This window comes from Curtobacterium sp. Curtsp22 (assembly GCF_059492135.1).
This window is the reverse complement of the sequence record NZ_CP168519.1, coordinates 3,400,463-3,413,510: the sequence shown is the minus strand read 5'-3', so window position 1 is coordinate 3,413,510 and position 13,048 is coordinate 3,400,463. Positions and strand designations below refer to the sequence as shown.

Genomic DNA, 13,048 nt, shown 5'->3' with positions numbered 1-13,048 from the left:
TGGGGTGCGTGCAGACCCCGGTTCCGAACTATCCTCAGGCCGTGCACATCACCCGAACCCTCAGCATCGCCGCCGCCACCGCCGTGCTCGCCGCCACCGCCGTCGTCGGCGGCGCCTCGACCACGCAGGCCGCCCCCACCGTCTACAAGAACTGCACCGCCGTGCAGAAGGTGTACTCGGGCGGGATCGCGAAGAAGTCCGTCACGAAGAACCGCGTCACCTCGAAAGGCAAGGTCACGTACCGGGCGCTCAAGGGCACGGTGAAGAAGGACGACGCGCTGTACGCGGCGAACAAGAAGATGGACGCCGACGGCGACGGGATCGCCTGCGAGAAGAGCTGACCCCGACCCGTCAGAGGGGCGGGACGCCCTCGTGTCCCGAGCGCGGGCGCGCCGTCCCGGCGACACCCGTCACGACCGACCCCGGTGGGACGTCCTTCGTCACCACCGTGTTCGCGCCGACGACGGAGTCCGCGCCGACCGTGATCGCGCCGATGAGCGACGACCCGGCACCGAGCACGACGCGGTCCCCCACCGCCGGGTGCCGACGAGCTCCGGGCCCGTGGTCGCCCCCGCGGCCGCCGAGGGTCACCCCGTGGAAGAGCACGACGTCGTCGCCGACCACCGCGGTCTCCCCGATGACGACCCCCATGCCGTGGTCGATGAAGAACCGGCGGCCGATGCGGGCACCGGGGTGGATCTCGATGCCGGTGACCGACCGGGCGACCTGCGCGAGGACCCGGGCCGCGAACCGCGACCCCGGCAGGCCCTCGGCGATCCAGAGCCGGTGCGTCAGTCGGTGGGTCCAGACGGCGTGCAGTCCCGAGTAGACGATCGCGTTCTCGAGGTCGCCACGGGACGCGGGGTCACCGCGGCGTGCTGCGGCCAGGTCCTCCCGGACGGTCCGCAGCACGCCTCGTCGGGCGGGACGACTCACGCAGTGAGTCCCTCGAAGAGGACCGTCGACAGGTAGCGCTCACCGGTGTCGCACACGATCGCGACGACCCGCTTGCCCGCGTTCTCCGGGCGTGCGGCGATCTCGATCGCTGCGTGGATGATCGCGCCGGACGAGATGCCCGCGAGGATGCCCTCCTGCGTGCCGAGGTCGCGGGCGACCCGGAGCGCGTCGTCCAGCTCGACGTCGAACACCTCGTCGATGACCGACTGGTCGAGGACCTCGGGGATGAAGTTCGCGCCGATGCCCTGGATCTTGTGCGGTCCCGCCTTGCCCTCGGTCAGCAGCGGCGAGTCCTTCGGCTCCACCGCGACGATCTGCACACCGGGCACGCGCTCCTTGAGGACCTGGCCGACACCGGTGATCGTGCCGCCCGTGCCGACGCCCGCGACGAACACGTCGACGTGCTCCTCGGTGTCGCGGAGGATCTCCTCCGCCGTCGTCTTCCGGTGGATGGCCGCGTTCGCCGGCGTCTCGAACTGGTGGGCGAGGATCGCGCCGGGCGTCTCGGCGACGATCTGCTCCGCCGTCGACACCGCGCCCTTCATGCCCTCCGGCCCCGGGGTGAGGACGATCTCGGCACCGTACGCGCGGATGAGGGCACGACGCTCGACGCTCATCGTCTCGGGCATCGTGATGACGACCCGGTACCCGCGAGCAGCACCGACCAGTGCGAGCGCGATGCCCGTGTTGCCGGAGGACCCCTCGACGATCGTCCCGCCGGCCTGCAGCTCGCCGGACTCCTCGGCCGCGTCGATGATCGCGACGCCGAGCCGGTCCTTCACGCTCGCACCCGGGTTGTAGAACTCGAGCTTCGCCAGGACCTCGGCGCCGCCCTCCTTCGGGAGGCGGTTCAGCCGGACCAGCGGCGTGTTCCCGAACGCCTGCGAGATGTTGTCGTGGATCGTGCCGCTCATCGGTACCGTCCTCTTCGGGTCAGGTCGCGTGCCTCCGCCCTGGAGGCACGGCGTGCGCTGCGATCCTAGCGATCCGACCCCGGATGGTGCTGCCTCGTGACGCGTGCTCCGCACCGGGCGCTCGCCGCGCCTCCCGTCCGTCACGCCGCGACCGCGACGCGCGTACCGTGCGCCGCAACGACGAGGAGGTCGCCATGTCCAAGGAGCAGCAACCCGACGTCACGCCACCCGTCGTCGACCGCGCAGCGTTCGACACGGCGCTCGCCGCGCAGGTGCGCGACGAGAAGGAACTCACCCGCCACGGCGACCGCGTCTCGGCCGCGCGCCGACGGCTCCCGATGGTCCGCGTCGACGACTACGAGTTCACGGGTCCCGACGGTCCCCTGCGACTGACGGAGCTGTTCGCCGGGAAGTACCTGCTCCTCGTGCAGAACGTCATGTACGGACGGGACTGGGACGCCGGCTGCCCGAGCTGCACGGGGGCCGTCGACAACCTGCCCGCCGACATGGGCCGGCTCGACGACGAGGGGATCGCGTTCGCGATGGTCTCCGAGGGGCCGATCGAGCGGCTCGAGGCCTGGCGGCAGCAGCACGGGTGGCCGCACACGTGGGTGTCGTCCGGCGCGACGAGCTACCACGACGACTGGGGCTGGACCGTGCACAGCGACGACTGGGACGGCCCGGTGCCCGGGTACTCGTACTACCTGCTGCGCGACGGTGTGCCGTACCTGACCTACACGACCGGTGCGCGCGGGACGGAGGCGATCCTGCCGGTGCCGCACATCATGGACCGCACGGTGTACGGGCGGCAGCAGGACTGGGAGGACAGTCCCGAGGGCTGGCCGCAGTACCCCACCTACCGCTGACCGGACCGCCGGTCAGCGCACGTGCGCCGTCCGCGCGAACCGCTCGTCCGTCGCCGCGAGCACCCGCAGCACGTTGCCCCCGGCCAGGGCACGCAGGTCCTCCGGGCCCCAGCCACGACGCTGCAGTTCCGCCGCCAGCACCGGGTACCGCGACACGTCCCGCAGGTCCGGCGGCAGCACGGGCGTCCCGTCGTAGTCGCCGCCGAGCCCGATGTGCGCCGCACCGGCCACCTCGCGCGCGTGCTCGACGTGGTCCGCCACGTCGGACACCGTGACGAGCGGGGGCTCCCCCGCCGAACCGGCGCCCTCCCACTCGGCCCACGCCCGGGACACGAACTTCGGCACGAAGGTGATCATCACGACACCGCCGTTGTCGCGCAGGCGGGCGAGCACGTCGTCCGGGACGTTCCGCGGGTGGTCGTTCACCGCGATCGTCGACGAGTGGCTGAACACCACGGGCTGCGTGGCGACGTCGAGGGTGTCGCGCATGGTCTCCGGCGACGTGTGCGACAGGTCGACGAGCATCCCGATCCGCTCCATCTCGGCCACGACCTCGCCCCCGCGGTCGGTCAGCCCGCCGTGCGGGTGGGAGCCGGTGGCCGAGTCGGCCCAGGGTGTGTCGTCGTTGTGCGTGAGGGTCATGTACCGGACCCCGAGCCGGGCGAGGTCGCGGAGCACCGCCAGGTCGTCGCCGATCGAGTGGCCGCCCTCGGCACCGAGGAGCGACGCGGTCCGCCCGGCGTCGACGGCCGCGACGACCTCGGCCGCGGTACGGGCGAGGGTGAGCGACTCCGGGTACCGCTCGATGATCCGGTGTGCGAGGTCGACCTGCTGCAGCGTCGCGCGGACGGGATCGGGGACGTCCGTGGGGACGAACACCGACCAGAACTGCCCGACCACCCCGCCGGCACGGAGCTTCGGCAGGTCGGTGTGCAGGGACCCCTGCTCGGAGTCGATGCCCTCGACCCCGGAGTCGTGGGTCTCGCGCCGCTCCCAGGGCAGGTCGTTGTGTCCGTCGATGACCGGGAACGGGAGCGCGTCGAACGTCATGCCACCGACGCTACCGCGACGACCGCCGTCGCTAGGCTCGCCCCATGGACCCCGTCACGCTGCGGACCGAGCGGCTGGTCCTCTCGGTCCCCGAGCTCACCGATGCCGACGACGTCGTCGCCTACGCGACCGATCCCGACGTGGTGGCGTTCATCCCGATGCCCGAACCGTACGGTCACGCCGAGGCCCGCCACTGGCTCACGGCCGTGGTGCAGGACGGCTGGGCGTCGGACACCCGCTACGAGTTCGCCCTCCGCCGTGCCGACGACCCACGGCTGCTCGGTACCGTCGGGCTCTTCGGGTTCGCCGGCGGCGGCGCGGAGATCGGGTACGCGACCCACCCGGACGCCCGCGGGCACGGCTTCGTGACCGAGGCGGCGGACCGCGTGCTGCAGTGGGCGTTCGCGCCGGCTCCCGACGGGCTCGGCCTCGCGCGCGTGCAGTGGCGGGCGATGGCGGAGAACCTCGCGTCGATCGCCGTCGCGCAGCGGCTCGGCATGCGGTTCGAAGGGCGTCAGCGGTCCGCGGTGCTCCAGCACGGCCGCCGCCACGACCAGCTGCTGGCGGCCGTCCTGCGCGACGACGACCGATCCGTCCGACCGGTCTGGCCGACGTCGTGACCGTCGCGTTCCGGGTCGTCACCGACCTCGCCGCCCCGCCGGAGCGCGCGTTCGCGCTGTCGCTCGACATCGGCGCGCACGAGCGGTCCATGGCCGCCACGGACGAGCGCGCGGTCGCGGGCACCACGGCCGGCACGATCGGGCTCGGTGAGTCCGTCACGTGGCGCGCGCGGCACTTCGGGATCGTGTGGCGGATGACGAGTCGGATCACAGCCCTGGAGGCGCCCCACCGGTTCGTCGACGAGCAGGTGCGTGGACCGTTCGCCCGGTTCCGGCACGAGCACCGGTTCGAGCCGTCGGCCGGCGGCACGCGGATGGTCGACGAGATCGAGTTCCGCGCGCCGTTCGGGGTGCTCGGGGTCGTCGCCGAGCGGCTCGCGCTGGCTCGGTACCTGCCGCGGCTGATCCGGGAGCGCAACGCCTCGCTGGCGGCCGAACTCGCCGGCGAGCGCGGCGGTGCCGGCGACGACGAGCGCGGCGACGGCACGGGTCAGGGCGCGGCGAGCTCCCCCAGCGCGTCGTAGGCCTGCGCCACCGCGTCCACGCGCGCGCGGCCGCCCGGGCCGGATGCCTCGTACACGTCGTTCGCGACCGCGGCGACGACGGCGAACAGCGCCGCCATCGAGTCGAACGCCGACGGGGAGTCCACCGGGCAGAGGATCGCCGTGGCCGCCGGGGCCGCGATGACCGCCGCGGTCGGGTCGCCCAGGACGACGACGTCCGCGCCGCTGGCGACGCAGTGCCGCACGAGCTTGCCGATGCCGGCGGCGTGGCGGCGCACCGTGACGATGATCACGAGGTCGCGTCGGTCGAGGTCGGCCACCTCTTCGCCGAGGCGCTGTCCCGGGGCCGGGCCGATGCGGACGTCCGGTCGGACCTGCGCGAGCTGGGCGCGCAGCTGGAGGGCGATCGGGTACGCCCCGCGCTCCCCCGCCACGAGCACCCGGCGCGCGCGGACGATCCGCCGGGCGAGACGGGGACGGTCGGCCCGCGCGAGCGAGGCGAACGCGGCGTCGAGGTTGCGCGACTCGACGGCGCGCTGGTCGACGTGCGCCGCGTCCTCGGCGGCCCACGGCAGGCCGGAGCCCCGTGCCGACATCAGGTTCTGCCGGACCTCGGCGGCGTCCTGGAAGCCGAGCGACCGGACGAGCCGGGAGACCGTGGCCTTCGAGGTGCCCGACTCGGCGGCGAGCTCGGCCGAGGTCCCGACGAGCAGGAGTTCGGGGTCGTGGCGCACCATCGCGGCGACGCGGCGCTCGGCCGGGGACAGCTGCTCCCACACCGAGTCGATGCGCGCCCGGACGTCGGGGCCCGCGGTGCTCACGCTGCGGCCACCCGTCCGACCGCGACCGCGAGCGCGTCGAGCCCGAGGGCGATGTCCTCGGTGGAGACGAACTCGTCGGGGTGGTGGCTGATGCCGTCCGGGTTGCGGAGGAAGAGCATCGCGACGTCGGTCACGAGCCCGAGCGACATGGCGTCGTGTCCCGCGCGGGAGAACAGCTCGATCGGACGGGGCTCCCCCGTCGACTCGATGCCCGCCCGGACGGCGTCCATCAGGCGCGGTGCGCAGAACACCGCCGGCGCACGGTGGACCTCGGTCGGCTCGACGCTGACGCCACGGCGCTCCCCGATGAACGCGAACGCCTTGGTGATCTCGTCCCACACGGCGTCGCGTCCCTCGTCGAACTCCCCGCGCAGGTCGACCGAGAACCGTGCCAGCCCCGGGACGACGTTCACGGCTCCGGGCTGGACGGTCATGGTGCCGACCGTGCCGACGTGCTGCGACGCCCGGCAGATCCGTTCGACGGCGAGCGCGGCCTCTGCGGCGGCGAGCAGGGCGTCGTGCCGTCGGTCGTAGGGGGTACCGCCGGCGTGCCGCGCCTCGCCGACGGCCTCGACGGTGAACCGCCGCGCGCTCGCGATGCTCGTGACGACGCCGAGCGCCTGACCGGCCTGTTCGAGGTACGGCCCCTGCTCGATGTGCGCCTCAAGGTAGCCGGCGAGCACCGACGGTTCGACCGCGGCCTCGTGCACGCGCGACGGGTCGAGCCCGAAGCGGGTGAAGGCGTCGCGGAGGGTGACCCCGTCGCCGTCGGCGAGGTCCCACCAGGACTCGTCCCAGACACCGGCGACCGCGGAGGACCCGAGCAGCGCCTTGCCGAAACGGGTGCCCTCCTCGTCGGAGAACGCGATGACCTCGAGCGCGACGGGGAGCGGGCCGTCGGCGGTCACCCGCGCCACCGTCCGGATGGCCATGAGGACCCCGACGATCCCGTCGTACCGGCCGGCGTCCACCACGGTGTCGAGGTGCGATCCGAGCAGCAGCACGGGGGCGTCGGGGGTCGCACCGTCGACGCGGCCGTGCAGGTTGCCCGCCGCGTCCTGCCAGGTGCTGAGGCCGGCGTCGCGCATCCAGCCGGCGACGATCGCGTTGACCCGTGCGTGCTCCGGCGAGAGGTAGACGCGGGTGATCCGGCCGGGCTCCTCGGTGACGGTCGCGAGTTCGTCGCACCACCCGGCGATCAGCGTCGCGTCGGCGGTGGCGGTCGCGGAGGCCCGGACCGCGGACGGCGCGCTCACGACGACACCCCGGCAGCGACGACGCCTGCACCGGCGTAGACGTCGAGCGCCGCGTCCACGCCACCGCCGGACGGCACCGCGTGCCCGGCCCGGCGCAGGGCGTGCTCGAGCGCGGCGAGGGTCGTCACGACGGTGTCCTTGCGCGCGTTGTAGCCCATGGTGCCGATCCGCCAGACCCGTCCGTGCAGCGGCCCGAACGACGTGCCGATCTCGATGCCGTGGTCGTCGAGCATCGCGGCACGGACCTGGTCGCCGACGACGTCCGACGGGATCTCGACCGCGACGACGTTGTGCATCTTGTGCCCGAGGTCGCCGAAGACGCCGAGCCCGAGTGCCTGCACCCCGGCGGTCATCGCGCGGCCGGCGGTCTCGTGGCGTGCGACCACGGCGTCGCGGCCCTCCTCCAGCAGGATCCGGGCGCACTCGTTCGCGGCGTAGAGCATCGACGCGGCCTCGGTGTGGTGGTTGAGCCGTCGCGGGCCCCAGTAGTCGAGGATCATCGCGAGGTCGAGGTAGTTCGACCGGATGGGTTCATCGGCGACCTCGTCCCCGGGTTCGCGGATGCCCGCCTCGACGCTGCGCCGCTGGTCGAGCACGGCGACGGCCCGCGGCGAGACGGTGAGCGGCGCGCTGCCGGACGGTCCGCCCAGGCACTTCTGCAGCCCCGCGCTCACGGCGTCGATGCCCCATGCGTCGACCTCGAGCGGGTTGCCCCCGACGGTGGCGGTCGCGTCGGTGTAGAACAGCACGCCGTACCGTTCGCAGATCGCTCCGAGCTCGTCGAGCGGCTGGTTCATCGTGGTCGAGGTGTCGCCCTGCACGATCGCCAGGACCTTCGGGCGCACCTGCGCGATCGCGTCCTCGATCGCCGACGGGGTGAACACCTGCCCCCACTCGGTCTCGATCGTGTGGACCTCGGCCCCGGCACGCCCGGCGATCTCGGCGAGCAGGTGCCCGAAGCGCCCGAACACCGGCACGAGCACGCGGTCCCCCGGGGCGAGCAGGGACACGAGCGCCGCCTCGATGCCGGCGCGGGAGGTCCCGTCGACGAGGACGGTCGCCTCGTTCGTGGTGCCGAACACCCGCCGGTACAGCTCCTGCGTCTCGTTCATCGTGGTGGTCATCCACGGGTCGTACTGCCCGACGAGCGGTGTCGACAGGGCACGGAGCACCCGCGGGTCGGCGGTGATCGGCCCCGGTCCCATGAGCAGACGGGCGGGTGGGTTCACAGGGAGCATGTTCGGTCCTCTCGTTCCGGTGGAGATCGTATCGGAACGATCGTTACAGCGGTGTTCCCGCGAGCACGGGTCGGTCGACGAGCGCCCCCCTGACGGACGTGACGCCGCCGTCCGCGGTCGCGACCAGCCGCCCGCGCAACCAGGTCTCGGTGACGCTGCCCCGCGCCTCCAGGCCGGCGAACGCCGAGACGGGGTTGCGGTGCGCGAGCCCGGCCACGTCGACGACCGCCGAGGCGGACGGGTCGAACACCGCGAAGTGCGCGAGTGCGCCCGGCGCGATGCGCCCGCGGTCGGCGAAGCCGGCGAGCCCCGCCGGGCCGGTCGTGAAGTGCGGCAGCAGCTGCTCGAGCGCGACACCGCGGCGCTGGGCCTCCGTCCACACGGCACGGAAGCCGACCTGCAGCCCGGCGATCCCACCCCAGGCGGTCCCCCAGTCGTCGGTCTTGAGGTCCGCGGTGGAGGGCGAGTGGTCGGACACGATCATGTCGATCGTCCCGTCCAGGACCCCGGCCCAGAGCGCGTCGCGGTTGGCGTCGTCGCGGATCGGCGGGCAGCACTTGAACTCGGTCGCCCCGTCGGGGATCGTGCCGGCCTCGAAGGCGAGGTAGTGCGGGCAGGTCTCGACCGTGAGCCGCACGCCGTCGTCCTTCGCGGCGCGGATCATCGGCAGCGCGCCGGCGTCCGACAGGTGCAGGACGTGCACGCGAGCGCCCGTCTCGCGGGCACCCTCGACCACTCGGGCGATCGCGGACCGCTCGGCGTCGACCGGGCGGGTGGCGAGGAAGTCCTCGTAGTGTCCGCCGAGCGCCGCGTGGTCGACCAGGAACTCGGGGTCCTCGGCGTGCACGATGAGCAGGGCGTCGATGCGGGCGACCTCCTCGATCGCCGCGCGCAGCTGCGGTGCGTCGAGGTGTGGGAACTCGTCGACCCCGGACGGCGCGGTGAAGCACTTGAAGCCGAACACGCCGGCGTCGTGCAGACCGTCGAGCGACCCGAGGTTCGCCGGGACGGCACCGCCCCAGAACCCGACGTCGACGGCGACGCGGCCCGCGGCGCTCGCGCGCTTGACCTCGAGCGCCTCGACGGTCGTCGTCGCGGGGATCGAGTTGAGCGGCATGTCGATGATCGTGGTGACGCCACCGAGTGCGGCTGCACGGGTCGCCGAGGCGAAGCCCTCCCACTCGGTGCGGCCGGGCTCGTTCACGTGCACGTGCGTGTCGACCAGGCCCGGGAGCAGGACGTGCGCATCGGGCACGGCGCGGTCCTCGACGGCGTCGACGGGCTCGTCCACGGCCACGACGGCGTCGACCCGCCCGTCGCGGACGACGACGGCTGCGGGTCGGAAGGCGCCGTCGATCCAGGCGCGGCCGGCGCGCAGGACCAGGTCAGCGGGCGCGGGTGCGGCCGTCGTGTCGCCGGCGGGGCCCTGGAGGCGCGTCATGCGCCCGCCCCGACCGTCGCGCCCGCCATCGGCCGGCGTTCGAACCCCGCGAGCAGTCCCGACATCGGCTTGGCCGGGGGTGGCGCGTACTCGCCGCGTCGCCCGGTCGTGAGCCCGAGGCGCACGAGGGACTCGGCGAGCACCGTGGCCGCCGCGACACCGTCGACGACCGGCGCCCCGACGGCGCGGGACACCTCGGTGCAGAAGTCCGCCATGCCGGCGCAGCCGAGCACCACGGCGTCGGCGCCGCCGGCGAGCACGGCCCGGCACTCCTCCACGACGAGTGCCCGGGCGTCGGAGTCCGGGTCCTCCAGGCGGAGCACGGGGACCTCGCACGCCCGGACCTCGGTCACGAGCGACGCGAACCCGTACCGTTCGGCGAGCTCGTGCGCACGGCCCGTGGTCCGGCTCAGGGTGGTCACCACGCCGAACCGGCGCCCGAGCATCGCGGCGGCGTGGAAGGCCGCCTCCGCGATGCCGATGACGGGTCCGGACGCGACCTCGCGTGCCGCATCGAGCCCGGGGTCCCCGAAGCATGCGACCACGTAGGCGTCGACACCGTCCTGCTCGCCGAGCGCGATCTGCTCGAGGAGCCCGGGGACGGCCAGCGCCTCCTCGTAGTGGCTCTCGATCGACGCCGGCCCCATGGTGGGGTTGACGGCTTCGACGATCGTCCCGGGCCCGGCGACCGCGGCGGCGGCGCTGCCGATCGCCGCGGTCATCGAGGAGGTGGTGTTGGGGTTGACGACGCGGATGCGCATCGGGTTCCTTCCGGTGGTGCGGGTGGTGCGGGTGGGACGGCTCGGTCGGTCAGGCCCGGCCGACCGCGGCGCCGTCGTCGACGGACGGGTCGTCGGCGGCCAGCACGGGCATGCTCGGACGCAGGCGCTCCATCCCGACGAAGACGACGAGGCCGAGGGCGCACCCGATGAACCAGCTGTAGTTCGACAGCCACGGGACGACGCCGAGCGCCGACGGCAGGACCGCACTGGCGACCGACACCGCACCGGTGACGACGAGCGTCCAGATGGCGTTCGGGTTGAAACCCTTGACGTACCAGTACCGGGCCGCGGGGTCCTTCGTGTACATGTCGTCGACCGCGATGCGCTGCTTCGCGACGATGTAGTAGCCGGCGATGAGGATCCCGAACAGCGGGCCGATCAGGGCGCCGAGGACCCCCAGCGTGTACAGGATCGCCTGGTCGTTGCCGTACCAGTTCCACGGGGTGAGGAGGACGGACCCGACGGCCGCGATCATGCCGCCCGCCCGCCAGCTGATCTTGCGCGGGGCCACGTTCGAGAAGTCGAACGCGGGGCTGATGAAGTTCGCGACGATGTTGATGCCGACGGTCGCGGTGACGAAGGTCAGCCCGCCGAGGAGGATCGCGAACGGCGCCCCGATCGCCTGCACGGTCTCGATCGGGTCGGTGATGAGCTTGCCGAACACCGGCACCGTGGCACTGGCACAGAGGACGGTGAGCACCGAGAAGAACAGGAAGTTGATCGGCAGGCCCCAGAGGTTGCCGCGCTTCACCGCGTCGAACGACTTCGCGTAGCGGGAGAAGTCGCCGAAGTTCAGCATCGGGCCGGAGAAGTAGCTCACCACGAGGGCGATCGCGGACAGCATCACCGGGATGCTCGCGCCGAACGACAGCGGCGCACCGGCGGACAGTGTGAACGAGATGTTCCCGATGCCGGCACGGCTGACGAGGTAGATCGCGAGGGCGATCATGATGACGTAGACCGCGGGGCCGGCCCAGTCGATGAACCGCCGGATCGCGTCCATGCCCATCCAGAAGAGGGCGCCCTGTGCGACCCACAGGATGGCGTACGAGATCCAGCCGAGCGCGGAGAGCCCGAGGAACGAGTGCTCGAGGAGTCCCGCCGAGGCGGGGATGAACTTGAGGAAGACGATGTTGAGCGACTGGGCGGCGAGGAAGGTCTGCACGCCGTACCAGGCCATCGCGATGAGCCCGCGGATGATGGCGGGCACGTTCGCCCCGAGCACGCCGAACACCGCGCGGTTGATCACCGGGTACGGCACACCGGTGCGCTGGGACGGCTTGGCGACGAGGTTCGCGAACACCTGCACGATGAGGATGCCGACCACCAGGGCGATGAGCACCTGCCAGCTGGCGATGCCCAGGGCGAAGAGCGACCCGGCGGTGACGTAGCCGCCGACCGAGTGCACGTCCGACATCCAGAACGCGAAGATGTTGTAGCTCGTCCAGGTCTGCTTGCGGAGCGGAGCGAGGTCCTCGTTGGTGAGCGCCGGGTCGTACCCGGGGCGGACGACGCCGGCACCGGCGGGTGCTGGTGTCGTGCGGGGGGCGTGGGGCGCGGCGACCGGGGGCTGGATCTCTGTTGCCATGGCGTCCTCCGAAGGAGCGGGAAGGGCGAGCGGTGCCCGCCTCTGCCACGACGCTACGGAGACACTGCGCCCGGCCCGTTACCCCCGTGTAACGGTCGTGTGTCGTGACGCCTGTCCTGGAACGATCGTTCCGACACGGACACCGACACCGATCGCCGTCCGCCCGCTCAGAGCGCGTGCGCCCCGAGGACCGCCCCGGCCGCGTACGTCGCGGCCAGGGCCAGCGCTCCACCGGTCACGACACGGATCGTCGCCCGCGTGCGCGGCGCACCACCGAGCGTGGCACCGGTCGTCCCGGTGGCGGCGAGCGCGACGAGGACCGCGACGACCGTCACCGCCACGCGGGCGGGCTCGGGGCTGAGGAGCATCGCGAGGAAGGGCAGCGCGGCACCGGTCGTGAAGGTCGCCGCCGACACCCACGCGGCACGCCACGGGCTCACCACCTCGTCCTCGGCATCGCGGAGCGCGACCGCTGCCCGTCGACGGCGCACCTCGGGTCGGACGAGCTCGTCGGCGACGGCGCTCGCGACGGCCGGGTCGACGCCGAGGCTCCGGTAGTGGGCGGCGATCGTGCCGGCGTCCTCCGACTCCGCCTCGAGCTCGGCCTGGTGTGCGGCCTGGCCGGTGCGCTGGGCGTCACGGGCACCGCTGACGGACACGTACTCGCCGAGGGCCATCGAGACCGCACCGCCGACGAGGGCCGCGGTGCCCGCAGCGATGACCGGACCGGTCCCCGCGCCGGCTCCGGCGACGCCGACGAGCACCGCCGCGACCGAGACGATGCCGTCGTTGGCCCCGAGCAGGCCGGCGCGCAGCCAGTTGAGCCGGGCGGCGCTCGTGGCGTCGTGGTCCGTGGAGGGCAGGACGAGGTCCGCAGCGGTCGACATGCGAGTCAGGATGCCACTCGGCGCGGGTCGGCGCCAGCATGGTGAGGCTACCCTGATCAGGGGTTTTCCGGTGAGGGCAGCCTCACCTCACCGGTCTGCGGCGTGCGGGAAGCCGCATCGGCACC

At 73.0% G+C, this 13,048-nt stretch carries 14 protein-coding genes; 4 read left to right on the top strand and 10 right to left on the bottom strand.

Going from position 1 to position 13,048, the window contains the following annotated elements:
* Positions 1-41: 41 nt before the first annotated feature.
* The gene (locus ACEN8D_RS16530; RefSeq protein ID WP_413398912.1) at positions 42-341 is read left to right on the top strand and encodes an excalibur calcium-binding domain-containing protein; all 300 of its coding nucleotides are present in this window, start codon (positions 42-44) and stop codon (positions 339-341) included.
* A 10-nt stretch (positions 342-351) separates the two neighbouring features.
* Here ACEN8D_RS16530 and epsC read toward each other — a convergent pair whose 3' ends face one another.
* Both epsC and cysK read right to left on the bottom strand, forming a co-directional pair.
* On the bottom strand, positions 352-936 hold the full coding sequence (gene epsC, locus ACEN8D_RS16525) for a serine O-acetyltransferase EpsC (RefSeq protein ID WP_229086908.1): 585 nt from the start codon (positions 934-936) through the stop codon (positions 352-354).
* On the bottom strand, positions 933-1,871 hold the full coding sequence (gene cysK / locus ACEN8D_RS16520; protein WP_413398911.1) for a cysteine synthase A: 939 nt from the start codon (positions 1,869-1,871) through the stop codon (positions 933-935). Before cysK ends, epsC begins: the two co-directional genes overlap by 4 nt.
* Before the next feature lie 194 nt (positions 1,872-2,065).
* On the opposite strand from cysK, the gene ACEN8D_RS16515 reads away from it, so the two are divergent.
* Complete coding sequence (locus ACEN8D_RS16515) at positions 2,066-2,737, top strand: DUF899 family protein (RefSeq protein WP_413398909.1); 672 nt, start codon at positions 2,066-2,068, stop codon at positions 2,735-2,737.
* A gap of 12 nt (positions 2,738-2,749) precedes the next feature.
* On the opposite strand, the gene ACEN8D_RS16510 is transcribed toward ACEN8D_RS16515, so the two are convergent.
* On the bottom strand, positions 2,750-3,787 hold the full coding sequence (locus ACEN8D_RS16510; RefSeq protein WP_413398908.1) for a dipeptidase: 1,038 nt from the start codon (positions 3,785-3,787) through the stop codon (positions 2,750-2,752).
* Between the two features lie 44 nt (positions 3,788-3,831).
* On the opposite strand from ACEN8D_RS16510, the gene ACEN8D_RS16505 reads away from it, so the two are divergent.
* A complete protein-coding gene (locus ACEN8D_RS16505) occupies positions 3,832-4,407 on the top strand; it encodes a GNAT family N-acetyltransferase (protein ID WP_413398907.1) in 576 nt (191 codons plus the stop codon).
* Positions 4,404-4,931 (top strand): SRPBCC family protein, encoded by a 528-nt coding sequence (locus tag ACEN8D_RS16500; protein WP_413461292.1) that lies wholly within the window; start codon positions 4,404-4,406, stop codon positions 4,929-4,931. The genes ACEN8D_RS16505 and ACEN8D_RS16500 overlap by 4 nt, the downstream gene beginning before the upstream one ends.
* Here the strand turns inward: ACEN8D_RS16500 and ACEN8D_RS16495 are convergent.
* From ACEN8D_RS16495 to ACEN8D_RS16465, 7 genes are all read right to left on the bottom strand, one after another.
* Positions 4,898-5,731: a MurR/RpiR family transcriptional regulator gene (locus ACEN8D_RS16495; RefSeq protein ID WP_070418280.1), complete on the bottom strand. Its 834-nt coding sequence runs from the start codon at positions 5,729-5,731 to the stop codon at positions 4,898-4,900. The genes ACEN8D_RS16500 and ACEN8D_RS16495 overlap by 34 nt on opposite strands.
* Entirely contained in the window at positions 5,728-6,987 is a 1,260-nt protein-coding gene (locus tag ACEN8D_RS16490) for an allantoate amidohydrolase (protein WP_413461293.1), read from the bottom strand. Before ACEN8D_RS16490 ends, ACEN8D_RS16495 begins: the two co-directional genes overlap by 4 nt.
* Positions 6,984-8,225 (bottom strand): pyridoxal-phosphate-dependent aminotransferase family protein, encoded by a 1,242-nt coding sequence (locus tag ACEN8D_RS16485; protein WP_413461294.1) that lies wholly within the window; start codon positions 8,223-8,225, stop codon positions 6,984-6,986. The genes ACEN8D_RS16490 and ACEN8D_RS16485 overlap by 4 nt, the downstream gene beginning before the upstream one ends.
* Positions 8,226-8,268: 43 nt before the next feature.
* Positions 8,269-9,666, bottom strand: a complete 1,398-nt coding sequence (allB, locus tag ACEN8D_RS16480; RefSeq protein WP_413461295.1) for an allantoinase AllB — start codon at positions 9,664-9,666, stop codon at positions 8,269-8,271.
* The gene (locus ACEN8D_RS16475; protein ID WP_413398927.1) at positions 9,663-10,427 is read right to left on the bottom strand and encodes an aspartate/glutamate racemase family protein; all 765 of its coding nucleotides are present in this window, start codon (positions 10,425-10,427) and stop codon (positions 9,663-9,665) included. Before ACEN8D_RS16475 ends, allB begins: the two co-directional genes overlap by 4 nt.
* A 49-nt stretch (positions 10,428-10,476) precedes the next feature.
* On the bottom strand, positions 10,477-12,036 hold the full coding sequence (locus ACEN8D_RS16470; RefSeq protein ID WP_413398926.1) for an NCS1 family nucleobase:cation symporter-1: 1,560 nt from the start codon (positions 12,034-12,036) through the stop codon (positions 10,477-10,479).
* A gap of 167 nt (positions 12,037-12,203) precedes the next feature.
* Positions 12,204-12,923, bottom strand: a complete 720-nt coding sequence (locus ACEN8D_RS16465) for a VIT1/CCC1 transporter family protein (protein ID WP_413461296.1) — start codon at positions 12,921-12,923, stop codon at positions 12,204-12,206.
* Positions 12,924-13,048 lie beyond the last annotated feature (125 nt).